Below are 26,534 nucleotides of genomic sequence, written 5' to 3' on the forward strand. Positions count from 1 at the left end.
GGGCAGGGGAGGGGATGAGGGGACAGCAACGCTCAGTACAAGTACCCAATGCCCAATGCCCAATGCCCAGCAACTAATGATTCAATAGATTTAGAAAGTATTGTGGAGAAAGATAAATGTTTGCAGTAATAGCTTATGTCCTCTTCTTGGCTTTGTTTTTTGGTTTATCTGTCGGTCTGCTGTTCGGTCTGCGGACTGCCAAGATAATTTAATCAACAGACACATTTAAGGCAAGACTCCTGTGGGGCGGGCATCCTGCCTGCCCAGTTATCAGTTTTGCAGCGCTTTTAAATTGGAATCCGAATCACAAATTCTGTACCCTCTCCCTGTACAGAATCAACTTCCAGAGTGCCGCCATGTTTTTCTACAATAATTTGACGAGCGATGCCTGCGGCAAGCCGCTTCGCGTCTACGCTAATCCTAATCCTGTACCTTTGCCTACAGATTTAGTTGTGAATAAATGGTCAAAAATCTTTTGTTTCACTTTGTCAGACATTCCTATACCATTATCTTGAATGTGAATTAAAACATGATATTTGTCTTCACTCAAGCAAGTCTGAATCTCAATTTTATTATTAATCTCGTGAAAGTTACGTCCACTATTAGACTCTTCTAAAGCATCAATGGCATTTGCTAACAAATTCATAAATACTTGATTTAGTTGCCCAGGAAAGCATTCTATCAAAGGTATAGGAATCCTACTTGAGTTTTGAACAAGCTCCGTACATCTGAAGAGTGGCAAAATCAAAAGTAGTGTGTCGAAGAAACCACTCAAACATCCACTTCAAATGCGAGTATGTTGGTATCAAAGCACAAAAACGTCGAACCCATGTTTTAGCTTGTAACCAAATATCCTCTATGGGATTTTGTTCTGGACAATTAGGCGCAAAGCGAACGCAGTGTATTTTCCATTCATCGGATGGCAAGGTCTGATTAACCTCTTCCAAGAAACCTCGAATTTCTTTGGAGCGGTGATAAGTAGCGCCATCCCAAAAAATCAGCAATCGCTGATCACCAGACTCATTTAACAGATAGCGAAGGTAATCAATAGTATTTTCTGAGTTGCCCTTGTCATAAGCTTTCAGAAATAATTGTCCTTCGAGATAATCAACAGCCCCGTAATATGTCTGTTTTTCTCGCTCATTGACGACTGGAACTGTGATTTCTTGGTCAGTTTTCCCCCAGACATAGCCAATGGCATCTCCCCACATTAAATGATACTCATCAATCAGGAATACTCTCAACTTTCCTGTCTCGATTTCAACACGGTGCTTTGCCAATAATGTTTCAATCTCTTTTTTTTTCTGCCACAGCATCTGGATTGGCTTTAGGATTCCATTTTGTGGTTTTCTTCCAACTGATTCCTGCTGCCTCAAACAGGTCGTAGTAACTTTGTTTTGACTCATAAACTACGTCGTACTCAAAAGCCAACTTATATTCCAGTTCGCCAAGCTCCCAAGTATCTTTGGTTTGTAGCCAACTCAAAATTTCTTGTCGTTGTGCGCTCAAAAGATAGCTTTTCCTCCCCTTGTAGTTCAGCCGCAGTCCGTCAACTCCATCTTCTTCGACAGCTAGTGCTTCCAAGCTGTTATTGACCCTCGTGATACGTCTAAAATTGTTTGGATTTCATCATATAAGTAACCTTGATAAACCAACTTAACTGCCAACGCTTTTCTGACTTCACGCGCATCTGGACGCAAAGCTATAAAATCTTGTAGTTTGGCGATTGCGTCCTCCTGGGCGCTCCGCGCAATTGCTTCCAGTAACATTCCCTCTCTGGACTGTTCCTGCGATACTTCTACTGTCAGTGTGGCAGTTTGTGAATGCTGACTTATCATTGTTCCCTGTTAGACTTGTATGCCTCACCGTATTCTCTCTTAGTCTTGTTCAGAAATCAAATAGGAGTCCTATAGTTGCCAGGATTGTACTCGCTAACGATCGCGCTCCATACTGACCCGAACCCTCTACAAATTTAATTTTTTGAATAATAGTTTGTGGTAGCAATCTTCTTAAAACTACTACGTCTTGAAAGCCTTCTGTAATGACATAAGCTTGGGTCATATTTTTGCCTCAACCGTAATGTTGTAATCGGGAAGACCATATTCAATACAATATCGATATTTTTTGATTAGCGACCTACTTGTACTTTTATTTCGCAGCGAATAAATAATTTCTTCTCCTCCCCACAATAGGATAGTCTGGGGTGAAACAAATCTCGCTAACGTTATAGCAGATGCTTCCTCTAGCTCTAAATATTCCTCTGGGCTATAGTATCGCTGTTTTGTTATTTGCATAGTTTTATCAGGTAGCAATGTTTAACGATCCGGAGCGTCTAGGCAATAAAGAGATTTTACTCATGTTTACTGAACAGTTTAACGTAGTGAGATAGAGGTGTTATGTGCATTGTACAAAGCGATCGCTATCTAAATTCACAAAGACTGCTTATTGATAACCGGCTGCTTGTAACAAAAACAATTTGGCATAACGTCCTCCTAGCTGCAACAATTCTTCGTGAGTTCCCTGTTCGATAACTTCGCCGTTTTCTATAACTAGGATTTTGTCAGCCATTCGTACCGTCGAGAAGCGATGAGAAATCAAAAGTACCATCTGATTTTGAGTAATCGCGCGAAAATGATTGAAAATTTCAAACTCAGCTTGGGCATCTATTGCCGACGTTGGTTCATCTAACACCAAGATATCTGCTTGCGATCGCATAAAAGCACGAGATAGAGCAATTTTCTGCCACTGTCCCCCCGAAAGTTCCTGTCCTCCCTTAAACCAACGACCAAGCTGAGTTTGGAAGCTTTCGGGTAATTGGTCAATAAAAGATTGCGCCATGCCTTTCTCAGCAGCAGTTTGCCAACGGGTTTTGTTTTCCAGATGTTCTACATCGCCCACGCCAATATTCTCACCCACAGTAAACTGGTAGCGAACAAAGTTCTGAAAAATCACACCAATGCGACGCCGCAATACATCCACATCCCATTCTTGCAAGTCCAAGCCATCTAATAAAATTCGCCCAGAGTCCGGGGTGTAGAGTCGGGTAAGTAGTTTGATTAAGGTAGTCTTACCGGAACCGTTTTCACCCACAATTGCCAGTTTCTCTCTGGGTTTCAAGTGTAGCGAAATATTTCTTAACGCTGGCTGAGAACTTCCTGGATAAGTAAATGATACGTTTTCAAAACGGATACCATCTTGAGAATTTAAACCAATGGTTGCATTCCCCCAAGACCTTGGTACTTCTTCTTCGAGGAAATCGTAGAGATTTGATAGATATAAGTTGTCCTCATACATCCCTCCAATAGAGGTGAGGGCATTGGAAAAAGTAGACTGCCCTTGGCGAAACACAGTCAGATACAGCGTCATATCTCCCAAGGAAATTTTACCCAGCACTGTTTCCACCACAATCCAAGCATAAGCTACGTAAAAAGCACCAGTACTGACTAAACTCAGCAGATACCCCCACAGTCCTCGCCGGAGAGTCAAATCGCGGTCTTGACCATAGAGTTGCTCAAATAGGTCGTGATAACGTCCTAGCAGCATCTCTCCCAGTTGGTAGAGTTTCACTTCTGTAACAAAATCTTCTCTCGCTAGCAGATTTTCTAAGTAATGCTGTTGACGAGTTTCTGGCGCACGCCAACTAAACAAGCGAAAGGCTTCTCCAGCAAACTTCGTTTCTGCAATAAATACGGGCATAGCTGCGACAATCAGCATTAGCACCGCCCAAACTGAGAAATTTACTAGCAAAATACCGTAAGTAACAAGGGAAAGAGCATTTTGCACTAACCCAAAGGTGCGGCTTACTAGGGAAAGGGGACGAACCGATGCTTCTCGTCGGGCATTGGTCAATTTGTCATAAAATTCTGAGTCTTCAAACTGCCTAAGATCCAGTGTCAGTGCCTTTTCTAAGATGAGTACATTCACACGCTGACCCAGTAGTGCCCGCAGTAACGACTGACACATGAGCAGTCCCCGTTGACTGCCTGCTAGTAAAATTACAGCGATCGCTTCTAATCCTACATAAAATAGAGAGGGATAAATATTGGCAAAACCATTAGTCTGTGAATTAACTTGAGAGGCAAATACCACCGCATCAACAATTAACTTACCGAGGTAGGATGTCGCCGCCGGTAAAAGACCAGCAACTATTGTTAAACTAGCCAGAAGAATAGTAAGCGATCGGCTAGTAGTCCATACTAAACTTACAGCCCGTCCACTGTAGCGGAAAACTGACAGCGATTGGCGCAGGAGATTTCTTTTTTTTTAATTTTCATCTTTTTGCCGCGAGATACCCCAACTTGGGCGGATCTACCTAACTCTATATTAATCTTTATAAATTTTACATTTTTATCAGAATGTTGGCTGAAAACCCCGAAGTTGAAACCTAAAAACTAGTTTTGTAGGGTGTGTTATGCAGTAGGCTAACGCACTTGGGTGTTAACTTTGTACCATTTTAGGTGTTCAAAATTCATGCAAAATATATGCCAGTAGTTCTTTTCATTTCCCTTTGTATCGCGCACAATAATTTGATCAGAAAATTCCGTGTAATATCCTAAATAGGGATGTTATGCGGAAAATTTCTACATAACACTAAGGGATACACGGAAAAATTCCATACAATCATCCCGTAAAGGGTGGATATACGTAAAAATTCTGTATAATACATAGGGTTTAAAAAAGAAGTTTTCCGTATATCCAGAAAGAAGGTAGCTGTAATGCTTGATGTATTAGGATTTAGAAAAAGATTATACGAAAAGTTACCGTATAATAAGTAGTTAGGCATTCAAAAAACATCGCACTATGAGCAAGCATCTCGAATCAACCAGCAAGTTTTTGAGCTTGGTTTTGCGTCATCAGCCAGAGGCTATTGGGCTAACACTCGATGATGCGGGTTGGGCTAATGTTGCTGAACTTATAAAACTCTCAAACAACCACAACCGCGCTCTTACCCTTGCATTACTACAAGAGGTTGTAGCCAATAATGATAAAAAGCGGTTTGCGTTTAGTTCGGATGGCTCAAAAATTAGAGCTAGTCAAGGCCATTCAGTAGCAGTCGAGTTAGAGCTTCCAGTTACAAAACCGCCTGAAGTCCTTTATCACGGCACCGCTACGAGGTTTGTGGAGTCCATAAAACAGCAAGGGTTGTTACCTGGTAGTCGGCAACATGTTCATCTGTCAGCAGACCACGCAACTGCGGTAAAAGTCGGGCAGCGTCACGGTAAGCCATTTGTTTTAGAGGTCGCTGCAAAACAAATGCAAGAAGCAGGGCATAAGTTCTACCATTCAGAAAATGCCGTTTGGCTGGTAGTGGCAGTGCCAGTCCAATTCATTACATTTAGCTAGGTAAAATCATGCCTAACAAGGCGTTGCACCGGAAAAACCAGCCTCCGTTTCGTTGCGCTGCACTACGGCTGTTTTTCCGGTGAACTTGAGCGTTATGCGGCTGCGCGCGGCTTGGATACGCGTGTTACAATAAAAATTTCGTCCTGGTACTAAGTCTTTGATGCGTTCCCACTGGTCATCTCTCAAGGCATAGCGGCATGTCATGATCGCACTTCTCCCTACTCTCAATTTGACCTCGGCTACTGATTTTATAATCGATTGATACTTATTTGATGACACGCCCTAACCAGAAGCCAGATTGCACTTTAAGCTGCAACCGTGGATGCGATCGCGAGGCTAAAATAAGAGGGCGATCGCCCATCGCTGTAGGTTGGGTTGAGTCCCCGAAACCCAACAACACCGTCGGGCTATACTAAAATAGTCCTCAGTCTTTAGAGAATGATCCCACAAAAACTCGAAGCCGTATTTGATGGAACAGCCCTTCAACTAGAAGTACCCTTAAACCTAGCCGCAGGTACGAGGGTGCGAATTACCGTTGAAAGTGTTTTACCTAATGAAGTCAAACCACATAAAACGTTTCTTCAAACTGCTCAGTCTTTAAAGTTACAGGGTAAGCCAGATTGGTCAGAAAAAATTGATCAATACTTGTATGGAGAAACCCTTTCTGAACGATGACTGAAGTTTTTTTAGATACTTCTTTTGCGATCGCATTATCTTCGGTCACCGATCAAAATCATGTACTTGCTGTTAAGCTTGCTAATCAAATTGAGACTAACAGAACCCGTTTAGTGACAACTCAGCCGATCTTGCTATAAATAGGTAATGCGCTTTCAAAGCAAAGATACAGAGCGGCAGCAATCCAACTTTTGGAATCCCTCGAAACTGATCTCAGTGTCGAAGTTGTCTTATTAACCAATAGCTTATACAGATCAGCATTCAAGCTGCTGTCTAATTTTTTAACGCCGCTGACCTCTAAGCTATAATTGGTGGGCATAAAAGTCTGCTCTTAGCATGTGGAGTACCCCATGAACACCCGCCTAGAAGTTGAATCGGCAATCAAGCAATTACCAGAGGATGAAGTTCGCAATCTAGCAAAATGGCTTCAAGAATATCTTGATGAGATGTGGGATCGGCAAATCGAAGCAGACTTAGCATCAGGAAAATTAGATCGACTCATTGCTCAGGCAGAAGAGGACATTGCAGCAAACAACGTGAGGGATCTGGATGAAGTCCTTTGCGACGGCTGACTTTTGGAAAGCGTATGCCGAATTGTCACCTGAAATACAAGAGCAAGCGCGGAAAGCTTACAAGCTTTGGCAGGAAAACTTACTGTATCCATCGTTACATTTCAAGAAAGTTGGTAAGAACCTTTGGTCTGCTCGTATCAGTGGTGGGTATCGAGCATTAGCTTTGAAAAAGGGCGACGATTATTATTGGATTTGGATTGGTGATCACGATGAATATGAGAGTTTTTTGAATTAGCTGTTGCGACAAGCCAGCTAACTTAGAGATTTCTCGCTATCACGAGAAAATTGCAAACAGCGTGCGATGACAGCAGAAAAAGAATTACGTTTCCTTCGGAAGAATATTACCGAAGGAGAAAAAAAGGGGGAGAATTTTCAGAGCCAATAGAGGTTGAGGTAGCAGCTGGACATCATTACAGTGTTGAAACAGTACAGTTAGCAGTTTTCCGACTTGTATGTACACAGTAAGTCTTTAGACCGGAGAGTATCAACCCCACAATCTCCTACCTGCTTTCTGGCTTAATTTTTGGTGAGTATCTTGCAACAAAGCTGGAATATCTAACTTTTCTGGACACCGGGGCAAACAGTCGCCGCATTCTGTGCAACGGTTGCCTTTCATTCCAGGAAACCAGTGACCGGCATTTTCAAACATTCCGTAACGATATTGCCCATAGTCAGTCATGTCGTATGCCACGGCGAGATTACGTAACCGTAATACCTCTGGAATATTAATATTTTCTGGGCAAGGCAAACAAGCAAAACACTGACTACATTTATCAGTTCCCAAAGCAACTTTTTCGTGATTTTCTAAACGCCAGAAAGCAGAAATTTCTGCTGATTTTAGCTCACCATCATCGTCAGCAACTCGCAAAGGTTCCATTAATTCCTCTGGGTTTTCTGGCCCTATACTCAGAGTAGTAATCCGCTCATCACTAAGTAAAAATCGATAGTTTAATTCTAATGGTGAATACGGGTGACACAGGTCTTTTAGGGTTTGAGGTGGCGTGTAGAGCCGTCCTCCCTTATCAGCAGGAGAAATTATAAAAACGCCCATATCTTTCTCAGTTGCTAACTGAATCGCTGGTGCGTTTCTCTGGAAGAAATAGTAATAATGCAGATTGACAAATTCAAAAAAATCTGTATTAATTACTGCCAGAATTACCTCTAATGGCCCGTGGGTGGAAAAACCAACGTGTCGCACTCGACCATCAGCAACAGCTTCTTCCACTGCTTGCATACAGCCATTTTTGGCTTGTACCCACTCTAAATGTTCCCAAGTGTTCAAGCCATGAATCCCCAGACAATCTAGATAATCTAGCTGTAATTGTTCTAAAGATTCGTCGATGCACCGACGCATGGTGTCAGCGTCATCTGTAGGTGGAATTTTGGTAGTGACGTGAAGCCCTGTTCGGGGTACTGACAATCCAGCTTTTAACGCTCTACCAAGATACTCCTCACTTTTGCCGTAACCTCTGGCGGTTTCTAAATGATTAATTCCTAGCGCTAAGGCTTGTTCGATGGTCTGGTGAGCATTTTCAAAGGAAGCCAGGTAGCGCATTGTTCCCAGAGAAAAAACCGAAAGGCGCAGATCAGTTTTCCCAAAGCGTCGGTATTGCATCTTTAACAAAGTTAGCAGTTATTCAATTTTAGATTTTAGATTTTAGATTTTAGATTTTTTCTTCAATCCAAAATCCAAAATTCAAAATCTAAAATTGCCTAGCTGTCGCCATTACCAAAGCGCTTGATCAAATCTTCGGGACGGAGATTGGAAATAAATTCGCGGAAAGCTTGCTGTTCGGCTTCATCTGCATCACGATCAACAGGGATAGAAGCATCCGCAATCACTTCTTCCATTACCCAGATGGGGGTATTTGTACGGAGGGCAATGGCGATCGCATCGCTAGGACGCGCGTCAATTTCTTTTTTGACCTCGCCTTGCTGGACGATTAAAGCTGCATAAAATGTATCCTTTTGCAGGGAATGAATGATCACCTTTTCCAGAGTCATGTTCCAAGTCTCTAGAAAATTCACAATCAGGTCGTGGGTTAAGGGTCTGGGAGGCTTCTGATTCTCCAGTGCGCCCATAATTGCCCTAGCCTGTTCCTGACCGATGTAAATTGGTAAAGCCCGCCGATCTGAAGAATCTTTCAAAAGTACGATTGGGCTGCGGGTTATGGCATCTAATGCTATGCCAGCGACTTTCATTTCAATCATTGGCTAAGCCTCTACAATCCTTTGAGAGCCTTGAGTGCTGTGTAATAAATAGTACTCTTTCTTGGGCGGTTTGGCGACAGTAATAAACATAAGCATTTGTTCTCTATAATTGCTTCTACTAAACTCCGAACTTGTGGTGAACACCAGAGTAAGTCAAATTGGTCTTCTTAAAGAATAACCTTCTTACCGAAAGTATGCCTTGTGAACGATGCTAATGTGTTAATATTCCTATACGAAAAAAGTCAGAATTTATACTGAAATAGTCTCCATTCGTGTGATAATTACGAATTAATTTCAGCCAAAATTAGGCAATAAATAAAGTTAGTTTGACAAAAAAGCCGTGTTTACAGGATTAATCCAGGCATTAGGAACAATGAAACCCTTAGGGGGCGATTCTTGGCAAATTACTTGTGTAAGCCAGTCAGGTGAAGTAATTATGCAAGATTTGGCTTATGGTGACAGTGTTGCAGTAGATGGTGTTTGCTTGACAGTGGAAAAAGTTTTAAAAGACGGGTTTATGGCCACGGCTTCACCAGAAACGCTACGCCGCACAACTCTCTCAGGTGAACAAACACAACAGAGATATGTCAATTTAGAAGCATCGCTAAAGGTGGGCAGCAAAGTTGGCGGTCATTTTGTGATGGGTCATGTAGACGGCATCGGTCGATTGCTAGTGGCAGAACAAACGGCTAGTTCTTGGGAAATGACCTTTATTGCATCCGAGGCGATCGCACGATACATTGTCCCTAAAGGTAGCATAGCCGTCAATGGCATCAGCCTCACAGTAGCCGTTTATGAGCCAGAACTCTACCAATTCAAGGTGGCGGTAATTCCTCTCACATACACCGAGACAAATCTTCGCTATTTGGTTTCTGGCAGCTTGGTGAATTTAGAAGGGGATATTCTTGGCAAATACGTGGAAAAATTCCTTTATTCTGGCAACCCAAACACCAGAGCCACTGATGACAATAGTACAGATGGCATTACACCCGCATTCTTAGCAGAACATGGGTATTTGTAAATTTTAGATTTTAGATTTTGGATTTTAGATTTTAAATTAGTCTAAAATCCAAAATTCTAATCTAGCTGCCTGGTCGCTGGCTTACCTGAGCAGTTTGTAAAGATTGTACTAATTGGTTGAGGCCGCTTTGTAAATTCGCGCTTGGGTCAGTAGCAACCCATCCATCCTTTGTCAGGTGGCGAACTTCAAAGTGCAGGTGAGGGCCTGTAGAGTTACCGGTGCTGCCAACTCGCCCGATCATAGTTCCAGGTTCTACCCACTGACCAGGTTGAACAAAGATTTCTGACATGTGACCGTAGAGCGTTTGTTCAGCAGATTTGTGATTCAGGGTAACAGTTAAACCATAACCACCCAACCAGTTTGCAGTTTCTACTTGACCAGCAGCAGCCGCTAAAACTGGCGTTCCCATAGCTGCACCTATATCTGTACCAGAGTGGAACCGTTGATTACCTGTGATTGGGTGAACTCGCCAACCAAACATAGAAGTAATGGAAGCGGGGACTGATAGCGGAAACATCATTCCCGTACCACTATAGGCAACTCTCCCCGTGTAGGGAATTTGCGGCAGTACTGAGGCAAGCGAAAAGTCGTAAGCTACGATGCCGGGGCGGGGTGCAATGTTGCCATCTGCCATTGGTGGGGGTAAAGTACCACCACTGGGTGCGATGGGAGTTGCACTCACTCTGGTAGTGGCGAACTCGCCGGGATTAGGGATAAACCGATTCTGGCGCAATCCGCTCTTAGTGACACCATTAGAACCACCTTGAGTAGCACGCCATCTGCTGGTGCTGCCAGTAGTTGTAATCTGCCGCACGGGGGAAACTACTGCTAATTGTGCATTTTGACTTCTTCTGAGCCAATTAGGTGCTGGTTTACCATTAGAATTAGCTACATTTCTCTGGGGTAATTTGGCGCAAACGCCGCCTAATACGCTTTGCCCTGAAGGTAAAATGGTTCGGCAACCACTGGAGCGTTCTGTGAGAATTACAGAATTTGGTGCTTGATAAGTAGCTGTTGTACCACTGTCATAACTATTAGGATCAATATAGGCGTTATTATAATCCTTGGTTTTCCCCGCCGTTGTATTGGCAGTGCTGTTTGAGTTGTTCGATGGTTGAGCAACTTCTCTTAGTTTTTCAGGTAAAGAGCGGACAGGAGTATTAGGTTTTTCCTGTCTCACCCTTGCAGGAGCAACCTGGGGCTTTGACTGTCTGATAATAACAACAGGTTGGGCAGCTTCGATTTTGGGTATAGATTGCCTAACCGGCTCTTTTGATTGAGCAACCTCTGACTTACGTAGTCTTTGTTTGAGTCTGGCTCGCCGTTGGGAAAATTCCGGTTGTGCTGGCGCTGCTTGGGGTGCAACAGTCTGTTTTGTAACTGTCGGTGGCTGGTAACTTTCAACAGTGGGAACGATGTTGTCTATTTGTGTTTCCGTTTGGGCAAACACGAAACCGCCACTAAGGAGGCTGACGCTACTCAGCCAACAGAGGCTCTGAGCGGGTAGCGTAGAGGCAAAGCGTTTTTTTGTCACACCTTGCTGCCATAAGTAATGTAAACGATGATGGGCAGAATTATTGCGCTGCGTCATTTGTTCTCTCAGTTGTGTGTAATTAGCCTAAAGAGATGATGCTAGTGGTTTGTCTTGCCCAAAGAGCGAAATTTTGAACAAACCTAAAATTTAAACGGAAGATTTATGGTATCCCAAACTGATTGTACCGGGTTCAATATAAATTTCCGGTGTTATTTGTTCCTTTGTATCGCCTGTTTCTAAATCAACTCGTAAATTTCCTTGAGGAGTCACCCCAACTACAGTACCTGAAAGATTATTGACGTACACCTGATCACCCATGTTTGTAAGCAAATCTAAATAGCGAGATAAGAGTATGCTTACTCCTTCTTGGGAAAGGCATTCCATACCGGATTCTATTCCCAGTAACACTGTAGAGGTTAGCATTTCCAGACAAGGAATTGGTCTGAAATCTTGGGAAGCTTGCCACGATTCGAGATTGATTCCAGTTTCCGGTACTGAGTTTGTCCAGTTAATACCAACACCAATCACTGCTTGGGTGATTTGTCCTTTGTTTACTTTGGTTTCTGTCAAAATGCCGCCTAGTTTGCGACCATCTAAAACTAAATCATTGGGCCATTTTATGCCAACATTTACGCCACATTGCCGCAATTGGAAAGCAATTCCCCAAGCAGTAGCGAAAGTTAGCTGGTAACTGTCAGTAGCTTCTATTTTAGGAATGTAGATACCTTGCAGCTTGTCGAAAGAAATTGCCACGGAAAGATATAGTCCCCCAGCAGGAGAAATCCATTTACGTCCCCATTGTCCACGGCCGGCAGTTTGCTGAGTTGCAATTACTACTGTTCCTGAAATAGCCCCTTGGTTGAGCAAGTCCCAGAGTGTTTGATTAGTTGAGGAGACACTTTCAAAAATGTGGAGGGAAAATGGTAAATATGTATACTTACGCCCTGCTTTCAAGGCTGCTTCTAAGTTTTGCAGATCAAATTCCACAGCAGTTAACCCAAATTCCATTGTTCAAGTTAGCATTGATTGGCTGATGAGTGATTTTCTGTTTAGGTTTAGTTCAAGATGCACACTTGGCACTGGCGCAATTGGGAAGGACTGCCCTATCTGACTTGTAGTATTCTGGAACAATGGGATCACGGCTTTTTTACCCAGCAGTTTTGGCCGCGATCGCCACAAGATTTGACAGAAGTGCTGCAATCAAAGGCATCAGTCTATCGTTTAAAGCAAGTACATGGCAATACTGTTCTCACCCCCCAAGAAATTGACAGCCTCTTAAGCACCCTTGGAGACGATTTAGCATCGGCAGATGGTTTAATCAGCGAACAGCCTCTACAAGCTGTTTGGGTCGCTAGTGCAGATTGTACACCCGTGTTAATTGGGGATGTGAAAACTGGACGGGTGGCAGCATTACACGCAGGCTGGCGGGGGACTGCTAAGAAAATTGTGCCTCTAGCGATCGCTCGATTCCAATCCCAAGGCAGCCAAATATATGATTTACGGATTGCGATGGGCCCGGCCATCGCTGGTGAGGTTTACCAAGTCTCTATTGATGTAGCTGCTGAAATCGGTGCTAGCATTATACCATATCAAGACGAACAAAAAATCGTTGAAGCCTTGCATGAGCTACCAAATTCACCTTTGCTGGAAGATTCCAATCCTGGAAAGGTACGGCTGGATGTCCGGCGAGTGAATAGCTTACAAATGGAAAACATGGGGATTAGTACAGAACAAATTGCGATCGCACCTTATTGTACTTTCCAAACTCCAGAGCATTTCTTTTCTTACCGCCGGGAAAAAGAGAAAAAGGTGCAATGGTCAGGAATTGTTAGCCGCAAAACGAGTTCCTAGTACAGTACGGCGTAAATAAGCCATCCATTTGTAATGTCTGAAACCCTTGCTAAAACTTAATTACGAATTACGAATTACGAATTACGAATTACGCAAAGCGGTACTAGCCTATATTCTCATCACCGGATAGTTAGGATGCTCAGGATTCGGAATAAGTCGCTGATTTCTACAGTCCACCAGTAAATCCAGCGTCTCAAGCACCGTTTGTCCAATCAGGACAATATTACCTGTAACTAATGTGGCTTCGGTAGTTTCCCGTCCTGTCAATTCAATAATTACGGGTTCAGTCACGCCTATAGATTCTTCGCTACCGTTGGCGTATTGAGCAATCTGCTGTCCTCGAATTCTCAAACCAAGTTGCTGGACAATAGACATGGGTAGGACAGTACGTACTGCCCCAGTGTCCACTAATGCTTCAGTTTCGTACACCCGTAGCATATTTGGATTGAGCATTCCTCGACTAACAAGCGCTTCATCAATGGCATTGGTGAGCTTGACTTTGACGCGAACTGCACCCATAGGTTGATTGTCGGCAGGATGGGAATGATTGAGATTTACCATAATTGGTGTATTTTGGAAAATTCTTTAAGTGTAAGTAACTTAATTACTTATCCACTATTTCAAGGGTTAATATTCCTTTCGGTTTGTTAACGACCAACTGCATAATGTCCAGCCACAACGAACCTATGATGGTATCAGGAATTTCATCTCCAACATGGACGGGAATCATAATTTCAGTTCCGTCAATAATGAGTTTACCTTCATAGATATCGAATCGTGCTTTCCCTCGCGCTGTCTGCATTTCAATCTGTGCAGTCATCAATGACCACTCCAATACTTCCAAGTCTTGAGTATTGATAGCTAACCACCCATCTGTAAACCCAGTATCGAGTAAAGCTTCAACAGAAAATTTGTCATTATTAGCAGCAACAAGCTCAATTTCAAATAATAACTCACCATTATTGCCAAACGAACCTGCAATCATAACCTGCCGCAGGTTCCTGTATCGTTGAGTCTGAATATAGTGAGTTTTACTTCGTTAGTGTTGCCGTAAACATTGTGGATTTTTTCCATTATCCCCAAGAGTGTTGGGTCAATGAGGTACTGTTCTGTTTCAGGATCGATGGCAATATGCCAGTTGTAATGCGTTTCGATCAGAGTTGGACGTAAGCGCTCGAAAACAGGACGACACCGCATAGCAAAAGCATCACGTTTTTCCTGGCGCTGGCTTACTTCTTCAGGTGCTAAGTTTGATGCTGGTAGAATGCGGGTGCGTCGTGGCTGAGATACCTGTGTCATATCATTCTCTGTTCATATATCAATATAATTGTGCCGCATCTTAGTTAGGCTTGGTACATTGAAAGATATAATTCCAAGGATGCCCCGATGAACCAGACTTCGACTAACCAAGTACGGTGGGCAACTGCCGATTTAGAGTTATTGCCAGACAACGGCAATCGCTATGAAATTGTAGACGGAGAATTATTTGTGACACGCGCACCACACTGGGGTCATCAAGAAGTTACTGACAATATCTGTACAGAGTTAAAACTATGGTCACGGCAGACTGGTTTAGGAAAGCCTGTAAGTGGTGCTGGGATTATCTTTACCGATGCTGATAACGTCATCCCTGATGTGGTTTGGATTAGCAATCAACGATTAGCTTCTGTGCTGGATGATGCTGGACATTTAACAGCTGCACCAGAGTTGGTGGTTGAGGTTCTCTCCCCTGGAGAGGAAAACGAACGACGTGATCGACAGGTGAAGCTGAAACTCTATGCTGCTCAAGGTGTTCGAGAATACTGGATTGTTGATTGGCAGTTACAGCAAATTCAAGTTTATCGACGAGAGCAAGCAACACTGGTGCTAATAGAAACGTTATTTAGCAACGATAATCTGAGTTCACCGTTACTACCTGGGTTCACTTGCGATGTTGCGCGTTTGTTCAGTTAAGTTAATCTTTAGCCAGTGCTTCATACAATACTTCACGATGCATTAAGGCACGATCTACTAAAGATTGGATTTTCTCTGATGATAACGGCTCGCCATTGGCGTAATGCTCCATCCAAGTCAAACTAATCAAGTTAGGGTCATCTGGTAAACTCGCTAAATCCCACCCAGGCATTTCCAAGTCTTCCATGAGACGATTTACTTTAGGGTCATAACTGAGAGCAAAACAGCGACAACCTTCAGATGCAGCCATAATTAAACTGTGCAAGCGCATTCCAATTGCCATCTCGACACCGCGAAACACACCTTTCAAAAGTTGCGGATCTTCGAGACACAAAATCTTGCTGACATCTTTAAGATGTGGTTGAATGCCTTCGGCAATACTTAAATCTTCACTTTTTTGAAATGGCAGTAATAAAATAAAAGCTTGCGTGGCTTTTTGAAAGTCAACCAAAGCACGAGTTAAGTTTGCTAGCCGTATTTTTGTAAGTTGGGGATGCGATCGCAACGTTACCGCAACTCTCGGCGCAGGTAAATCCCAAAGTCCCGGTACTGGTTTAGATTCCAACGCCCAAACCGGGTCAGGAGCTATAATACAAGGAATTTGCCAATCAGATAATAATGCAGCACTGGCGCGATCGCGGACACTGACTTTGGTACAATTACTAAAAGTTTGCCGTGCCAGCCAGCGAGTTTGCGGACGCAATAAGGGGCCAATACCCTGCGCCCAAGCAATGGTTTTCAAATCCATTTTCTGCGCCAATGCCATCACCACCCCATAATAAAATGGGCTGATAGTACTGGTAACATCTTGAATGAGACTCCCGCCGCCCCAAATCAAGGCATCACAAGAGCGTAAAGCTTCAAATATAAGTAAGGGAGCCATGCGATTGTAGGTTTCTACATTGTAGCGATCGCGGGTTTCCTCTGGATTACCAGAAAGCACCACAGGCGTTACATGAGATGGTAACATTTGCAAAAGCGTTGCCAACAAAGCTTCGTCACCACCGTTACCTTTACCGTAATACCCAGACAATAATGCCCGCATCTTGACCATTTTGGATTTTGACTTCGCTCAGTCGAACGATTTTGGATTAATAGCTGTTGTTAACGTATCGCGGAAGTCCCCACCCTCAACTCTTAGTAAGGTGGGGATAGGGAGCGGGGGATGAGGATTACATCTGGAATTGATTTTTTGCATCAAGCAAAAACAAATTTCGGATGTATGACGAATCCCCAAGAGTTTGACTTTTTACATTTATTTTATAGGCACTTCCTGAGATTTGATGTACTGTTTTACTTTTTCAATCGGTGCGCCACCAGTTGAGGCAACGTAATAAGAGCTAGACCAAAGAACAGGTTTTTTATAGAAAGTTGCTAAATGCTCCGTGAATTCTTTTTGAATAATTCTACTAGAAGCTGATTTAAGGCTCCCCACTAATGCTGATAAATTATTGTCAGGATGGAAATCTACCAATAGGTGAACATGGTCTGATTCTCCTGAAAATTCTATCAATCGGCATTTTGTCTTTATGCAAACATTTGCCAGTACCTCATGCAACCGTTCCAGTATTGGAGCAGTTATTGCCTTGCGCCGATATTTGGTAACAAACACAAAATGCAGGTGAACAGAAAAAACAGAATGAGAACCTTTTCTAACAAGCACTTGACTAACCTATACTTCGATAGTATTATCAATGATATAGTATATTCTCGTCTTAAAGGTAAAGATAGAAGTGGCGATCAGGCGAATGACTTTTCGGTTATACCCAAATAAGCAGATAGAGCAGTCTTTACGGTATCACCGGAAGTTACATAAAGACCTATACAACGCTGCTGTCAATAATAGATTTTATCAGTATCAAAACTTCAATCATTCTGTTAACTATATAGAGCAGCAGAATTGCTTACCAGCGTTTAAAGAGGTTTGGATTGAGTATAAAGAAATCAATTCTCAGGCATTGCAAGCAACATTAAAACGTGTTGATTTTGCTTTTGAGCGTTGGTTCAAGGGTTTAGGTAAACGCCCTAGATTCAAGTCAATTAGGCATTATTCAGGATGGGCATATCCCGCCAAAACTGGCTACTCTGTTGAGTCTGACGGGGAAAACGGATATCTCAATCTGTCTAAAATTGGGCGTATTCAGATGCGCGGACAAGCCAAATATTGGGGCAAACCAACTACTTGTACTATGGTTTATCGCAATGGTAAATGGTACGCATCTATTACGGTTGACATTTTAAACCAAGTTCTGAAACCAGAGATTCTACCCATCGGTGCTATCGGCATTGATTTAGGATGTAACTCCGCATTATCAATTACTGACGGCGAGAATCATCAACAAATTGACGCTCCAAAGTTTTTGAGGAATGCAGAACATTTAATTAAGAAAGCTTCTAAGGAGAAACGACGTAAACGTGCCCCAAACAGAAGAAAAAAGATTTTAGCTTCTAGACGGTTTAAAAAAGCCCAATTATCAGTTAGCAAGCTGACTCGAAAAGTCGCTAATCAACGTCAAAATTGGGTACACCAAGTCGCCGCACAAATAACCAGCAGTAATAGCATGGTGGCAACTGAAAAGCTAGAAGTCAAAAACATGACCCGAAAAGCGAAGAAAGGTAAACGTAAAAAACAAAAAGCGGGTTTGAATAAGTCAATACTTGATGTCGGATTTGGAATGCTTCGCAGTACCATTAAATACAAAGTTGAGCAGATTGGTGGTGTATTTATCGAAGTTCCAACCCGACAAGTAAAGCCTTCTCAAACCTGTCCTAAATGTGGAAACCAGCACAAGAAAACGCTCGATATTAGAGTGCATGAATGTGGTTGTGGATATTTGCAAGATAGAGATATTGCTGCTGCCGAAGTAATGCTTTATTGGGCTAAAGGGAGCCACTGCGGTCGCATCCCTTGGGGAGACGCTAAAAGCGATAGTGAAGCGGTAGCGAGTCATCTCCCAGGGGGAGACGCTAAGAGCGAACGAGCGTCTGGGGTTTCCCCAAGTGGAGCAAGTGGCGTAATTCTACCGGGGTTTGGAACGAGCCTCGCAGACGCTGATGTTGCTAGCGCTACTTCACGCACTCGCAAAACTGCGGTGATCTTGAAGCAACTAGGACAAGCGAAGCGTCAAAAATCCATAGAAGATTTTGCTAAAAACGAACTGAGGGATGTAGAAACCCACAGTTCAGGCAGAGCCAACTGTGGGTAGTTCATACAAATATAAAATTCAAGCTACATATCACCTTGACACTCCTAACTCCCAACTCCCCACTCTATGCACGCCCTATCAATTCCCACCTGGATTATTCATATTTCTAGCGTTATTGAGTGGATTGTTGCCATTTGGTTAATCTGGACTTATGGCGAACTCACTAATAATCGCAATTGGTGGGGATTGTCCCTTGCCATGTTACCAGCTTTGGTCAGCGCCATGTGTGCTTGTACCTGGCATTATTTCGATAACGCCGAATCACTGGAATGGCTGGTAACACTTCAAGCTACCATGACCTTAGTTGGTAATTTTACGCTTTGGGCAGCAGCGTTTTTGATTTGGCGTTCCACCAAGTCTGCTAACACTGTTGAACCAAAACCTATCAAATCAGAGCCATGATATCTAAAGAAACCCTATTTGCGCTTTCACTATTTCCCTATTTGGGTTTCTTGTGGTTTATTAGCCGCAGTCCGCAAATGCCGCGTTTGGCGCTATATGGATTTTACGGCACTCTCGTATTTGTTGCCGTCACCATCCCAGCCGGAATTTACGCCCAATTGCATTATGGCGAGTCTTTAGCCAATATAGATTGGTTGCACGGCGGTGCAGAATCATTTTTGACGCTTTCTAATATCTTGCTTGTGCTAGGTTTCGGACAAGCCGTAAAACAATTAAAAATGAAAAATTAACTCTTGCGTTCTTCTCTGCGCCTCTGCGCCTCTGCGTGAGAAAAAAATTATTATCTATTGAATCATCAGGAAAAACTAAATGGACGTAATCCCAGCAATTGATTTACTAGAAGGTCGTTGTGTGCGACTATATCAAGGAGACTACGATCGCTCGCAAGTTTTTAGCGAAAACCCGGTTGATGTTGCCAAACAGTGGGTAGATCAAGGTGCTAGCAGATTGCATATAGTTGATTTAGATGGTGCCAAAGCAGGTAAAGTAATAAACCTGGGGGCAATTGAAGCGATCGCTCAAGCGGTGACAGTACCCATTGAAATTGGTGGAGGATTGCGCGATCGCACCAGCGTCCAACAAGTATTCAATCTAGGCGTACAGTGGGCAATTCTCGGAACCATCGCCGTAGAACAACCCCAGCTAGTGCAAGAACTCTGCCAAGAATTTCCCGAACAAATTATCATCGGTATTGATGCCCGTAACGGCCTCGTAGCAACTCGCGGCTGGTTGGAAACCTCGGAAGTTTTAGCAACTCAACTGGCTGTACAGATGCAAGAATTGGGTGCAGCTGCGATCATTTACACAGATATCCAACGAGATGGTACACTCACAGGCCCCAATTTAGAAGCTTTGCGAGAACTTGCGGCGGCAATTTCCATCCCAATAATTGCCTCTGGCGGGGTGAGTTCTGTCACCGATTTGTTGAGTTTGTTGGCTTTAGAACCTCAAGGTGTAACAGGTGTAATTGTCGGACGTGCTTTGTACACTGGAGATATTTTACTCAAAGAAGCATTACGAGCGATCGGGCCTGGGCGGATTCAGGATATTCCACCGAATCTAGGTTTTTCTACCTTTGCTTGACATTATTTTTGGGTATTTTTTATCCATCGTTTGATGAGGGGAAACCACAGATATTGAACCAATGATTGAAGCTGTAGATGCGAAAGTTCTTTGTTTATCCTCATCTGACCATTGAATTACCATACTTTTTCAGCTAGTCAGTTTCTAGTAAATCTCTGCTTAATATTAGGTATAATCGAAAATCTCAAATTCAAAATCAATGGATCGACGGTCTTTTTTGTTAAGTACAAGTACACTGGCACTTTCACAACTGCTTTTTGGTTGTGGTGGAAACAACCAGACACAACTAAAAATACAGTTATTAAAAGGTTCTATACCTGGTCAGGTAGTTAATCAATTCCACAAGAGTTTGCAGCAACAGGTGCAATTAAAGTTTGCTCCAGTCGAGCAGATACAGGATTTATTTCAGGAATTACAAAATTGGCAGCAGAAACCAAAAGCTGCTGATGAACAGGGATGGAGTCGCTTTATACCCTTTAGGCAAGGTCAAAAAGCGGCTGACGTAGACCTAGTAACATTGGGAGATTACTGGCTAAAAGCAGCTATTGAGCAAAAATTGATTCAACCACTCCAAGAGGCACAGGGAAACCAATTAAAGCAGTGGTCTGCTTTGGATGAAAAGTGGAAGAAACTGGTGACGCGCAACGACCAAGGTAACTTGGATACTCAAGGAAAGGTGTGGGGTGCACCTTACCGTTGGGGTAGCACGATGATTGTTTATAACCGTGATAAGTTTCGAGAATTGGGATGGACGCCCACAGATTGGAGTGATTTGTGGCGAGATGGAGTGCAGCAGCGCATTTCTCTACTCAATCAACCACGAGAAGTTATTGGTTTGGTCTTAAAGAAGCTGGGAAAATCTTATAATACAGAGAATCTTGACCAAGTTCCAGACTTGGAAAAGGAATTACGGACATTAAACCAACAGGTAAAATTCTACAGTTCCAATAACTACTTGGAACCTCTAATTATGGGAGACACTTGGCTAGCGGTTGGTTGGTCAAGCGATGTATTGTCAGTTCTGGGACGTTATGCACAACTTGGCGCAGCGATTCCTCAGTCAGGAACAGCAATCTGGGCAGATTTGTGGGTACGTCCCGCAGGTATTGCTAATAGTACTTTATCAGATCAATGGATTGATTTTTGTTGGCAACCAAGCACAGCTAAACAAATTTCGGTGCTGACCAAAAGTAATTCGCCAATTTCTACAAATATTGTCGTTTCCGACCTCCAAGAACCATTGGGGAGTCTGTTACAGAGCGATCGCAAAATTTTAGATAAAAGTGAATTTTTGCTCCCCTTACCCCCATCAACAATAAAACAATACGAGTCTTTATTCGCCAAAATTAAGGTTTAATTGGGTATTGGGCATTGGTGATTAAGTTTCCTCCCCACTCCCTACTCTCTACAAAGAACGCTGTAACCCTATCTTGTTCTTAACAGTCGTTTGGATACTGCATAAAGCTGGACTTGTACTAAAGTTACAAGTGTAGGTTGCCAAGGGTTCTTTTTGATAATTGAATACCCGGACATTGTAACCAAAGTTCCGTGCGGTGCTACCCAAGCGATTCACGAAATCGTAGCGCTCGACATACTCTAGTAAGCTCCAGATTTGCTGATTCACGATCAAGTCTACTCGCGCAGCTTCTTTTTCAGAAGCTGGATATGCTATCCAATTATCCAACAGCTTGTTCTCAGAGTTTTGTTGTGCCCACCATAAACTGGGAACAGTCAATCGTTCTGGATTAATGGTGTTAGCTGTGATTACATAGCCTTTTGGCTTGGTCAATAAATCTAGTTCTAGAGGGGCGCTAGAAGGCGACGGTATTGGGGAGGTTTGCGCTAGTGAAGGCGGGACTAGTAAAGTACTGAGGCTAATGGTTAGTAGTAATGAAAATGATGTTTGGCGATGGTTGCGCCCGCCGCAGGCATCGCACAATCTGGGTATATGCATAGTTGATACTAATTCGTAATGAAGGCATAATTCTAAATTCGCACAATTTAGAGTTTAATGGCAACGATGCGAATTCTTCGATAGTCTGCTCTCCAAGTTCCCTGTTGATACAGCGTCGGCTTGAGGTGTTCCTCCACGGCGCGAATTACTTCTATTTGTTGCTCATCAGAAAGTCCTGTTAAAAAACTGCTGGCGAACATCTGAATCCAGTTTGCCATACCTGCTTCTCCCTCTGCTAGAGGAGTTGGACGAGTAAAAAGCATGGCATGGATGATATCAAAGCCTTGTTGTTCTAGTAGGGTAGCATACTCACCAATAGTAGGGAAATACCAAGGATTTAAAGCTTGTGCAGGAATATTAATTGCTTCTAAAGCGCTTTCCAAAGCTGTGACGATCGCCTCCACATTTCCACTACCACCAAATTCTGCCACAAAACGTCCTCCGGGTTTTAGGGATTGATGTATGGAGGCGATCGCACTATCTGCTTCTTTCATCCAATGTAGTACAGCGTTGGAAAACACAGCATCCAATGGTTTGTCTACTTGAAAGTTTCTAGCATCACCAACATCAAAACGGATATGGGGATAGTTTTGTCTTGCCTTCTCGATCATCGTGGGTGCATAATCAATTCCCATTACTTCAGCACCAGCTTGGGCAATTTTTTCTGTGAGTTGTCCAGTACCACAGCCGAGATCCAAAATGGATTCTCCTGGCTTAGGATTGAGCAATTTTAATAAGTCCTCACCATACTGCCAGACAAAGGCGTGTTTATCTTCATAAAGAGAACTGTCCCAATTATTAGTTTTTGAAATATTACTCATAAATTGTATAAAGTACAGATTGTTGGCTTGTCAGTCATCAACGATTTGATTTGATGACTGCCTAAAGATTAGGCTAAAAAAACTTTCTAATTATACATTGCAGTCCTAGCTCATTTGTGAAAAAGAATATTTCCGACTTCTTTGAAAAATTGGGTATTTGAGGGTCAACTGTGTAATATCAAGTAATTTGCTAAACTTTAAACTAAAGTCAGGAGCAAATCTGATGTTTCAAGCTTTACCAAAAACAATTACTTTTGAAGAGTTCCTCAATTGGAAACCAGACGGCGGATGCTATGAACTACACGAGGGAGCAATTTTTGAAATGCAGCCAGTAGGAGATCATGAAGAGATTAATGGTTTTTTGGCGGGTGAAATAACTTTAGAGTTCAAACGATTAAAACTCCCCTACCTCATACCCAAGCAAGCACTGGTGAAGGTTCCTGATAGAGAGTCTGGTTATTCGCCTGACGTGATAGTGATCAATCAAAATAATCTTTCATTAGAACCGATGTGGAAAAAGTCATCAACGGTTACTCAAGCTGCGTCCGTTCCCCTAGTCATTGAAGTCGTCAGCACCAATTGGAGAGATGATTATGCATCCAAGCTGGTTGACTATGAAACTTTCGGTATTCCTGAATACTGGATTGTTGACTATTTAGCCTTGGGCGGTAGGAGATACATAGGTAATCCTAAACAACCTACTATTTCCATCTATTACTTAGTAGAAGGGGAGTATCAAGTTAACCTGTTTCAAGGTACTGATCGCATTGTATCGCCGACGTTCCCAGAATTGAATTTGACTGCCGAACAGATTTTTCAAGCTGGGCGCTCACAAAATGAATTATGACCGCAATGCAGATACTCCCATAGGGCCACGAGTTACGCCCAATTGATTTTGCAACTTCAACTCTCGCCATAATTGTGAGCCTGTAATTTCACCTTGTAGTAATTGCCGATAGCAATGTATTGTTTTACTCACTTGCTCTGGTGTTTCATTCACAAATTCAATTCGGAAGTGATGTAAACCAAGTTCTATAAGACGCTGTACGTACTCGGCTCCAGTTTGGGCAGTGCCGTTAAATACAGTGTTGCGGCAGCCTGCATCCGCCTTGAGGATGTGTTCACTACCTACACGGTCTTTTAATTTCACTTCATGCTTTTCACAAGGTCGTCCACAGTTTGTGTAATCTGTTCCTGTCGATAGAAAGGCGCAAAAAACACAATGCTCCATGTGAAACATCGGCATACGCTGATGGATTGTCACCTCAAACCACTGGGGTGGGCAACTTGTAAGCAGGTCTTGCAGTTGGGTAATATTCAGGTCATAGGATGCCGTCAGCCGTTCTAAAGCAAAATATTGCTGAAAGTAGTCTGCTGTTAAGGCGTTGGCAACGTTGAGCGAAAAATCTCCGATACAACGGTCTGCCGCAAAGAATTGCAATTGGTCATAGTTCCGCACCAGATAGCCATCGGCCTCCGAGGCACGCACTTGCTGCAAAATCCAGTTTTCCCCAGGTTTCGTAATTCGGGGTGGTGCAACCCAGATGGTGGGGAGTGGGGAGTTAGGAGTTAGGAGTGGTGAGTTATGAGTTAAAAGTGAAGAATTTTCTGCTTTGTTTCTTTGCTGTTGTTGGCGTACCATCTGCACCGCTTCTCGGTAGGCGCGTATTTCTTCAAATTCACAGTAAAGTGTTTCAATACCAGCTTTGAGGGCGGCTTGGAGTTGCTTGAGGTTTCGTACTAGAACGATGAGTGAAGGAGATGTAGCTTTAGCTTCCCGCAGGGTAGGAAATGAGGGTAATGAGGAGGGGAGTAAGTCTTGGAAAGAGACATCAGAACGTAATTGCCAGCGTTTGGGTTGACTCCGCAATTCTTCCAACTGCGCTACCATATCTCGCCGCATCCGGTTCAACTCACTTACGGGCAGCATCATAGCACCGTTGAGGTGGTTGGTTAGCGTTCCCAAACAGAAAGGTGTGTTACCGAGACGACCGAACTGTTCTTGTAAACGGTCTGTGTCTAGAGGTTTTGTGTGTGCCTCAACTAGTGAAATTGCAGACTCTACTTGTACGATATTACCGAGTTGATCACGAGCGATCGCAATTAGTGGCTGACCGACTTCTCCATAAATTTCTATATTAATGGGACGCTGAAATTGTGGGTTCTCGCCAGCAAAACTTTGACGCAGTTGCTTATCGAGTTCTGGATCACTGGTTTTCCAAATGCGATCGCCTATGTGCACTCGGCGCAGGTTCAAGTCGCTTCTACCAAAGGTCAGCAAAGTTTCTTTACCTTTGGACACCACACCATAAACCCGGCCGCCTTCTTCCTTCGCCTCTGGATGACCGCAGTCAAACACAATTCCATCTCCCGGTTTCACCGGTGCTTCCAGTTTGACTGTTACCTGTTCGTTGTGGATGCGGATAACTTCGCCTAAATAAACCCCACGTTTTTTACCAAAGCGGGCGTGTACTAATTCCTGATTATTAATCCCATCAAACCAGCCTGTGTAGAGTCCGCGAGAAAATGCCATTTCTAGGTTGTAGTGTTCTTGGTCTGATTGACCTCTCCCCCAGCCCCTCTCCGAAACGGAGAGGGGAGTTTTTATTCCCCCTTCCCTTGTAGGGAAGGGGGTTAGGGGGTTAGGTTTTTCCAATTCCCCCATCACCCGATCTAGGGCTTGTCGATAAACACGGGTAACATTGGCAACATACTCTGGAGCTTTCAAACGACCTTCAATTTTGAGACAAGTTACACCTGATTTCACCAAATCTGGCAAAACATCTAACCCTGCTAAGTCTTGAGGACTAAGTAAATATTTGCGATTCTCCAAATTTACAACTTCCCCATCAGCGATTAAATCGTAGGGCATCCGGCAAGCTTGGGCACATTCGCCTCGGTTAGCAGAACGTCCGCCTAAAGCCTCACTAGTCAAACACTGACCGGAATACGCCACGCACAAAGCACCGTGAACAAAGACTTCCAAGGGTAGCGAAGTTTCCTGTTGGGCAATCTGCTGCTGAATTTTATTGATTTCCTGAAGAGAACATTCACGCGCCAGCACCACTAATTGACAGCCGAGGGACTTGGCAAATTCCACCCCAGCCGCACTGGTGATCGTCATTTGGGTGGAAGCATGGATGGGAAAATCAGGCGAGAGGTGACGGATGAGACGGCATATACCCACATCCTGGACAATGACTGCATCCACACCCGTTGCAATAATTGTGCGGAGATATTGCTGTGCTTCTGCTAGTTCTTTGGGAAATATTAGTGTGTTGACAGTGACATAACCCTTTACGCCCCGACGGTGCAGGAATGTCATCAATTGGGGTAAGTCCGCCTCAGTAAAATTTTGTGCCCGCATTCTGGCGTTGAAGCGATCCAAACCGAAGTAAATCGCATCTGCCCCATTTTCCACAGCAGCTTTAGCACATTCCCAATTACCTGCTGGTGCAAGGAGTTCAGGACGTTGAAGAGAGGGTTGGGAAGGGGAGATATCGCTTTTCATTAGACTTAGGGTTAGGTAGCACCATAGTGATTTTATCTAAGTTAATAAAAGAAAATGAACTATTGTGAGCAAAGGAGGTCTGTTTATCGGATTCTTTTCTCAAATTGGTGTTAGAGGTTGTTTGAAAAGTGTTTCGCTGTGACTGTAGGCACTTTTAGATCCCCCCTAACCCACGCCACTTGCTCCACTTGGGGAGACCCCAAGACCGCAGTGGCTCCCCTTAAAAAGGGGGGAACCGAAATCAAAGTCTCCCAATTTATCGGGAGATTTAGAGGGATCTAAAACTTTTGATACCGACAAGACGACTTTTCAAACATTTTCTTAGACTACTTATTCT

The 26,534-nt window shown here is 43.3% G+C and carries 32 protein-coding genes and 2 pseudogenes; 16 read left to right on the plus strand and 18 right to left on the minus strand.

Features of this window, described 5'->3' with window-relative positions:
- Positions 1 to 116: 116 nt before the first annotated feature.
- Entirely contained in the window at positions 117 to 212 is a 96-nt protein-coding gene (gene petL, locus F8S12_RS01050) for a cytochrome b6-f complex subunit PetL (RefSeq protein ID WP_196514380.1), read from the plus strand.
- A 75-nt stretch (positions 213 to 287) separates the two neighbouring features.
- Here the strand turns inward: petL and F8S12_RS01055 are convergent.
- The 5 genes and pseudogenes from F8S12_RS01055 to F8S12_RS01075 all read right to left on the minus strand — a co-directional run.
- Positions 288 to 691 (minus strand): annotated as a pseudogene (locus F8S12_RS01055) (sensor histidine kinase); the annotation flags it as partial.
- A gap of 7 nt (positions 692 to 698) precedes the next feature.
- Positions 699 to 1,838 (minus strand): annotated as a pseudogene (locus tag F8S12_RS01060) (IS630 family transposase).
- 49 nt (positions 1,839 to 1,887) lie between these two features.
- The gene (locus tag F8S12_RS01065; protein ID WP_196514381.1) at positions 1,888 to 2,061 is read right to left on the minus strand and encodes a hypothetical protein; all 174 of its coding nucleotides are present in this window, start codon (positions 2,059 to 2,061) and stop codon (positions 1,888 to 1,890) included.
- Positions 2,058 to 2,294 (minus strand): hypothetical protein, encoded by a 237-nt coding sequence (locus tag F8S12_RS01070; RefSeq protein ID WP_196514382.1) that lies wholly within the window; start codon positions 2,292 to 2,294, stop codon positions 2,058 to 2,060. The genes F8S12_RS01065 and F8S12_RS01070 overlap by 4 nt, the downstream gene beginning before the upstream one ends.
- Positions 2,295 to 2,442: 148 nt before the next feature.
- Positions 2,443 to 4,248 (minus strand): ABC transporter ATP-binding protein, encoded by a 1,806-nt coding sequence (locus F8S12_RS01075; RefSeq protein ID WP_196514419.1) that lies wholly within the window; start codon positions 4,246 to 4,248, stop codon positions 2,443 to 2,445.
- Positions 4,249 to 4,800: 552 nt separating this feature from the next.
- Between F8S12_RS01075 and F8S12_RS01080 the strand changes: the two genes are divergently transcribed.
- The gene (locus F8S12_RS01080) at positions 4,801 to 5,343 is read left to right on the plus strand and encodes an RNA 2'-phosphotransferase (RefSeq protein ID WP_196514383.1); all 543 of its coding nucleotides are present in this window, start codon (positions 4,801 to 4,803) and stop codon (positions 5,341 to 5,343) included.
- Between the two features lie 12 nt (positions 5,344 to 5,355).
- Here the strand turns inward: F8S12_RS01080 and F8S12_RS01085 are convergent, their stop codons facing one another.
- Positions 5,356 to 5,547 (minus strand): hypothetical protein, encoded by a 192-nt coding sequence (locus F8S12_RS01085; RefSeq protein ID WP_196514384.1) that lies wholly within the window; start codon positions 5,545 to 5,547, stop codon positions 5,356 to 5,358.
- 68 nt (positions 5,548 to 5,615) lie between these two features.
- Here F8S12_RS01085 and F8S12_RS01090 point away from each other — a divergent pair, with 68 nt between their 5' ends.
- From F8S12_RS01090 to F8S12_RS01110, 5 genes are all read left to right on the plus strand, one after another.
- On the plus strand, positions 5,616 to 5,759 hold the full coding sequence (locus tag F8S12_RS01090; RefSeq protein WP_196514385.1) for a hypothetical protein: 144 nt from the start codon (positions 5,616 to 5,618) through the stop codon (positions 5,757 to 5,759).
- 22 nt (positions 5,760 to 5,781) lie between these two features.
- Positions 5,782 to 6,018 (plus strand): hypothetical protein, encoded by a 237-nt coding sequence (locus tag F8S12_RS01095; RefSeq protein WP_230967707.1) that lies wholly within the window; start codon positions 5,782 to 5,784, stop codon positions 6,016 to 6,018.
- On the plus strand, positions 6,015 to 6,158 hold the full coding sequence (locus F8S12_RS01100) for a hypothetical protein (RefSeq protein WP_196514386.1): 144 nt from the start codon (positions 6,015 to 6,017) through the stop codon (positions 6,156 to 6,158). Before F8S12_RS01095 ends, F8S12_RS01100 begins: the two co-directional genes overlap by 4 nt.
- A 210-nt stretch (positions 6,159 to 6,368) precedes the next feature.
- The gene (locus F8S12_RS01105; protein WP_196514387.1) at positions 6,369 to 6,590 is read left to right on the plus strand and encodes a hypothetical protein; all 222 of its coding nucleotides are present in this window, start codon (positions 6,369 to 6,371) and stop codon (positions 6,588 to 6,590) included.
- Positions 6,568 to 6,825, plus strand: coding sequence for a ParE family toxin-like protein (locus F8S12_RS01110; protein WP_196514388.1), 258 nt, complete (start codon positions 6,568 to 6,570; stop codon positions 6,823 to 6,825). Before F8S12_RS01105 ends, F8S12_RS01110 begins: the two co-directional genes overlap by 23 nt.
- A 249-nt stretch (positions 6,826 to 7,074) precedes the next feature.
- Here F8S12_RS01110 and F8S12_RS01115 read toward each other — a convergent pair whose 3' ends face one another.
- Complete coding sequence (locus F8S12_RS01115) at positions 7,075 to 8,205, minus strand: aldo/keto reductase (protein WP_196514389.1); 1,131 nt, start codon at positions 8,203 to 8,205, stop codon at positions 7,075 to 7,077.
- 98 nt (positions 8,206 to 8,303) lie between these two features.
- Positions 8,304 to 8,801 (minus strand): bifunctional nuclease family protein, encoded by a 498-nt coding sequence (locus tag F8S12_RS01120; protein ID WP_196514390.1) that lies wholly within the window; start codon positions 8,799 to 8,801, stop codon positions 8,304 to 8,306.
- Between the two features lie 340 nt (positions 8,802 to 9,141).
- Between F8S12_RS01120 and F8S12_RS01125 the strand changes: the two genes are divergently transcribed.
- Positions 9,142 to 9,822 carry a riboflavin synthase gene (locus F8S12_RS01125; RefSeq protein ID WP_196514391.1) on the plus strand — a complete coding sequence of 227 codons (681 nt, stop codon included), beginning with the start codon at positions 9,142 to 9,144 and terminating at the stop codon, positions 9,820 to 9,822.
- 61 nt (positions 9,823 to 9,883) lie between these two features.
- On the opposite strand, the gene F8S12_RS01130 is transcribed toward F8S12_RS01125, so the two are convergent.
- Together F8S12_RS01130 and F8S12_RS01135 are read right to left on the minus strand one after the other, a co-directional pair.
- The gene (locus tag F8S12_RS01130) at positions 9,884 to 11,413 is read right to left on the minus strand and encodes a peptidoglycan DD-metalloendopeptidase family protein (RefSeq protein WP_196514392.1); all 1,530 of its coding nucleotides are present in this window, start codon (positions 11,411 to 11,413) and stop codon (positions 9,884 to 9,886) included.
- 90 nt (positions 11,414 to 11,503) lie between these two features.
- Positions 11,504 to 12,343, minus strand: a complete 840-nt coding sequence (locus tag F8S12_RS01135; protein WP_196514421.1) for a biotin--[acetyl-CoA-carboxylase] ligase — start codon at positions 12,341 to 12,343, stop codon at positions 11,504 to 11,506.
- 78 nt (positions 12,344 to 12,421) lie between these two features.
- Between F8S12_RS01135 and pgeF the strand changes: the two genes are divergently transcribed.
- Positions 12,422 to 13,207 (plus strand): peptidoglycan editing factor PgeF, encoded by a 786-nt coding sequence (pgeF, locus tag F8S12_RS01140; protein WP_196514393.1) that lies wholly within the window; start codon positions 12,422 to 12,424, stop codon positions 13,205 to 13,207.
- Between the two features lie 108 nt (positions 13,208 to 13,315).
- On the opposite strand, the gene F8S12_RS01145 is transcribed toward pgeF, so the two are convergent.
- Genes F8S12_RS01145 through F8S12_RS01155 form a run of 3 tightly spaced genes read right to left on the minus strand, consistent with a single transcriptional unit; the run spans position 13,316 to position 14,506 of the window.
- Entirely contained in the window at positions 13,316 to 13,768 is a 453-nt protein-coding gene (locus tag F8S12_RS01145; protein WP_196514394.1) for a retroviral-like aspartic protease family protein, read from the minus strand.
- 43 nt (positions 13,769 to 13,811) lie between these two features.
- The gene (locus F8S12_RS01150) at positions 13,812 to 14,192 is read right to left on the minus strand and encodes an aspartyl protease (RefSeq protein WP_196514395.1); all 381 of its coding nucleotides are present in this window, start codon (positions 14,190 to 14,192) and stop codon (positions 13,812 to 13,814) included.
- Positions 14,189 to 14,506 carry a hypothetical protein gene (locus tag F8S12_RS01155; protein ID WP_196514396.1) on the minus strand — a complete coding sequence of 106 codons (318 nt, stop codon included), beginning with the start codon at positions 14,504 to 14,506 and terminating at the stop codon, positions 14,189 to 14,191. The genes F8S12_RS01150 and F8S12_RS01155 overlap by 4 nt, the downstream gene beginning before the upstream one ends.
- Before the next feature lie 87 nt (positions 14,507 to 14,593).
- Here F8S12_RS01155 and F8S12_RS01160 point away from each other — a divergent pair, with 87 nt between their 5' ends.
- Entirely contained in the window at positions 14,594 to 15,160 is a 567-nt protein-coding gene (locus F8S12_RS01160; RefSeq protein WP_196514397.1) for a Uma2 family endonuclease, read from the plus strand.
- Between the two features lies 1 nt (position 15,161).
- On the opposite strand, the gene csaB is transcribed toward F8S12_RS01160, so the two are convergent.
- A complete protein-coding gene (gene csaB, locus F8S12_RS01165) occupies positions 15,162 to 16,205 on the minus strand; it encodes a polysaccharide pyruvyl transferase CsaB (protein ID WP_196514422.1) in 1,044 nt (347 codons plus the stop codon).
- Positions 16,206 to 16,415: 210 nt separating this feature from the next.
- Positions 16,416 to 16,823, minus strand: coding sequence for an IS200/IS605 family transposase (tnpA, locus tag F8S12_RS01170; protein ID WP_196514398.1), 408 nt, complete (start codon positions 16,821 to 16,823; stop codon positions 16,416 to 16,418).
- 85 nt (positions 16,824 to 16,908) lie between these two features.
- Between tnpA and F8S12_RS01175 the strand changes: the two genes are divergently transcribed.
- The 5 genes from F8S12_RS01175 to F8S12_RS01195 all read left to right on the plus strand — a co-directional run bounded on the left by F8S12_RS01175 (position 16,909) and on the right by F8S12_RS01195 (position 21,268).
- Positions 16,909 to 18,366, plus strand: a complete 1,458-nt coding sequence (locus F8S12_RS01175; RefSeq protein WP_230967709.1) for an RNA-guided endonuclease InsQ/TnpB family protein — start codon at positions 16,909 to 16,911, stop codon at positions 18,364 to 18,366.
- Between the two features lie 66 nt (positions 18,367 to 18,432).
- Positions 18,433 to 18,768, plus strand: a complete 336-nt coding sequence (locus F8S12_RS01180) for a DUF2499 domain-containing protein (RefSeq protein WP_196514399.1) — start codon at positions 18,433 to 18,435, stop codon at positions 18,766 to 18,768.
- Positions 18,765 to 19,058 (plus strand): DUF3593 domain-containing protein, encoded by a 294-nt coding sequence (locus tag F8S12_RS01185; RefSeq protein WP_196514400.1) that lies wholly within the window; start codon positions 18,765 to 18,767, stop codon positions 19,056 to 19,058. The genes F8S12_RS01180 and F8S12_RS01185 overlap by 4 nt, the downstream gene beginning before the upstream one ends.
- Before the next feature lie 79 nt (positions 19,059 to 19,137).
- Complete coding sequence (gene hisA, locus F8S12_RS01190) at positions 19,138 to 19,911, plus strand: 1-(5-phosphoribosyl)-5-[(5-phosphoribosylamino)methylideneamino]imidazole-4-carboxamide isomerase (RefSeq protein ID WP_196514401.1); 774 nt, start codon at positions 19,138 to 19,140, stop codon at positions 19,909 to 19,911.
- 199 nt (positions 19,912 to 20,110) lie between these two features.
- Positions 20,111 to 21,268: an extracellular solute-binding protein gene (locus F8S12_RS01195; protein WP_196514402.1), complete on the plus strand. Its 1,158-nt coding sequence runs from the start codon at positions 20,111 to 20,113 to the stop codon at positions 21,266 to 21,268.
- Positions 21,269 to 21,316: 48 nt separating this feature from the next.
- Here the strand turns inward: F8S12_RS01195 and F8S12_RS01200 are convergent, their stop codons facing one another.
- Both F8S12_RS01200 and F8S12_RS01205 read right to left on the minus strand, forming a co-directional pair.
- Positions 21,317 to 21,865 carry a hypothetical protein gene (locus F8S12_RS01200; RefSeq protein WP_230967710.1) on the minus strand — a complete coding sequence of 183 codons (549 nt, stop codon included), beginning with the start codon at positions 21,863 to 21,865 and terminating at the stop codon, positions 21,317 to 21,319.
- A gap of 47 nt (positions 21,866 to 21,912) precedes the next feature.
- A complete protein-coding gene (locus F8S12_RS01205; protein ID WP_196514403.1) occupies positions 21,913 to 22,686 on the minus strand; it encodes a class I SAM-dependent methyltransferase in 774 nt (257 codons plus the stop codon).
- Between the two features lie 223 nt (positions 22,687 to 22,909).
- Between F8S12_RS01205 and F8S12_RS01210 the strand changes: the two genes are divergently transcribed.
- Complete coding sequence (locus tag F8S12_RS01210; RefSeq protein WP_196514404.1) at positions 22,910 to 23,533, plus strand: Uma2 family endonuclease; 624 nt, start codon at positions 22,910 to 22,912, stop codon at positions 23,531 to 23,533.
- Here the strand turns inward: F8S12_RS01210 and F8S12_RS01215 are convergent.
- Positions 23,528 to 26,197: a U32 family peptidase gene (locus F8S12_RS01215; RefSeq protein ID WP_196514405.1), complete on the minus strand. Its 2,670-nt coding sequence runs from the start codon at positions 26,195 to 26,197 to the stop codon at positions 23,528 to 23,530. The genes F8S12_RS01210 and F8S12_RS01215 overlap by 6 nt on opposite strands.
- Between the last annotated feature and the right edge of the window lie 337 nt (positions 26,198 to 26,534).

Source organism: Nostoc sp. WHI, from assembly GCF_015714725.1.
Taxonomy (GTDB): Bacteria; Cyanobacteriota; Cyanobacteriia; order Cyanobacteriales; family Nostocaceae; genus Nostoc.

Excerpts from the sequence above, each read along its gene's own strand:
- F8S12_RS01120 (WP_196514390.1), bottom strand. The coding sequence starts at position 8,801 with ATGATTGAAATGAAAGTCGCTGGCATAGCATTAGATGCCATAACCCGC.
- pgeF (WP_196514393.1), top strand. The coding sequence starts at position 12,422 with ATGCACACTTGGCACTGGCGCAATTGGGAAGGACTGCCCTATCTGACT.
- F8S12_RS01130 (WP_196514392.1), bottom strand. The coding sequence starts at position 11,413 with ATGACGCAGCGCAATAATTCTGCCCATCATCGTTTACATTACTTATGG.
- F8S12_RS01110 (WP_196514388.1), top strand. The coding sequence starts at position 6,568 with ATGAAGTCCTTTGCGACGGCTGACTTTTGGAAAGCGTATGCCGAATTG.
- F8S12_RS01185 (WP_196514400.1), top strand. The coding sequence starts at position 18,765 with ATGATATCTAAAGAAACCCTATTTGCGCTTTCACTATTTCCCTATTTG.
- F8S12_RS01175 (WP_230967709.1), top strand. The coding sequence starts at position 16,909 with ATGACTTTTCGGTTATACCCAAATAAGCAGATAGAGCAGTCTTTACGG.
- F8S12_RS01085 (WP_196514384.1), bottom strand. The coding sequence starts at position 5,547 with ATGACATGCCGCTATGCCTTGAGAGATGACCAGTGGGAACGCATCAAA.
- F8S12_RS01150 (WP_196514395.1), bottom strand. The coding sequence starts at position 14,192 with ATGATTGCAGGTTCGTTTGGCAATAATGGTGAGTTATTATTTGAAATT.
- F8S12_RS01155 (WP_196514396.1), bottom strand. The coding sequence starts at position 14,506 with ATGACACAGGTATCTCAGCCACGACGCACCCGCATTCTACCAGCATCA.
- F8S12_RS01215 (WP_196514405.1), bottom strand. The coding sequence starts at position 26,197 with ATGAAAAGCGATATCTCCCCTTCCCAACCCTCTCTTCAACGTCCTGAA.
- F8S12_RS01090 (WP_196514385.1), top strand. The coding sequence starts at position 5,616 with ATGACACGCCCTAACCAGAAGCCAGATTGCACTTTAAGCTGCAACCGT.
- F8S12_RS01210 (WP_196514404.1), top strand. The coding sequence starts at position 22,910 with ATGTTTCAAGCTTTACCAAAAACAATTACTTTTGAAGAGTTCCTCAAT.
- F8S12_RS01100 (WP_196514386.1), top strand. The coding sequence starts at position 6,015 with ATGACTGAAGTTTTTTTAGATACTTCTTTTGCGATCGCATTATCTTCG.
- F8S12_RS01080 (WP_196514383.1), top strand. The coding sequence starts at position 4,801 with ATGAGCAAGCATCTCGAATCAACCAGCAAGTTTTTGAGCTTGGTTTTG.
- F8S12_RS01105 (WP_196514387.1), top strand. The coding sequence starts at position 6,369 with ATGAACACCCGCCTAGAAGTTGAATCGGCAATCAAGCAATTACCAGAG.
- petL (WP_196514380.1), top strand. The coding sequence starts at position 117 with ATGTTTGCAGTAATAGCTTATGTCCTCTTCTTGGCTTTGTTTTTTGGT.
- F8S12_RS01205 (WP_196514403.1), bottom strand. The coding sequence starts at position 22,686 with ATGAGTAATATTTCAAAAACTAATAATTGGGACAGTTCTCTTTATGAA.
- hisA (WP_196514401.1), top strand. The coding sequence starts at position 19,138 with ATGGACGTAATCCCAGCAATTGATTTACTAGAAGGTCGTTGTGTGCGA.
- F8S12_RS01195 (WP_196514402.1), top strand. The coding sequence starts at position 20,111 with ATGGATCGACGGTCTTTTTTGTTAAGTACAAGTACACTGGCACTTTCA.
- F8S12_RS01115 (WP_196514389.1), bottom strand. The coding sequence starts at position 8,205 with ATGCAATACCGACGCTTTGGGAAAACTGATCTGCGCCTTTCGGTTTTT.
- F8S12_RS01065 (WP_196514381.1), bottom strand. The coding sequence starts at position 2,061 with ATGACCCAAGCTTATGTCATTACAGAAGGCTTTCAAGACGTAGTAGTT.
- csaB (WP_196514422.1), bottom strand. The coding sequence starts at position 16,205 with ATGCGGGCATTATTGTCTGGGTATTACGGTAAAGGTAACGGTGGTGAC.
- F8S12_RS01180 (WP_196514399.1), top strand. The coding sequence starts at position 18,433 with ATGCACGCCCTATCAATTCCCACCTGGATTATTCATATTTCTAGCGTT.
- F8S12_RS01200 (WP_230967710.1), bottom strand. The coding sequence starts at position 21,865 with ATGCATATACCCAGATTGTGCGATGCCTGCGGCGGGCGCAACCATCGC.
- F8S12_RS01095 (WP_230967707.1), top strand. The coding sequence starts at position 5,782 with ATGATCCCACAAAAACTCGAAGCCGTATTTGATGGAACAGCCCTTCAA.
- F8S12_RS01070 (WP_196514382.1), bottom strand. The coding sequence starts at position 2,294 with ATGCAAATAACAAAACAGCGATACTATAGCCCAGAGGAATATTTAGAG.
- F8S12_RS01160 (WP_196514397.1), top strand. The coding sequence starts at position 14,594 with ATGAACCAGACTTCGACTAACCAAGTACGGTGGGCAACTGCCGATTTA.
- F8S12_RS01145 (WP_196514394.1), bottom strand. The coding sequence starts at position 13,768 with ATGGTAAATCTCAATCATTCCCATCCTGCCGACAATCAACCTATGGGT.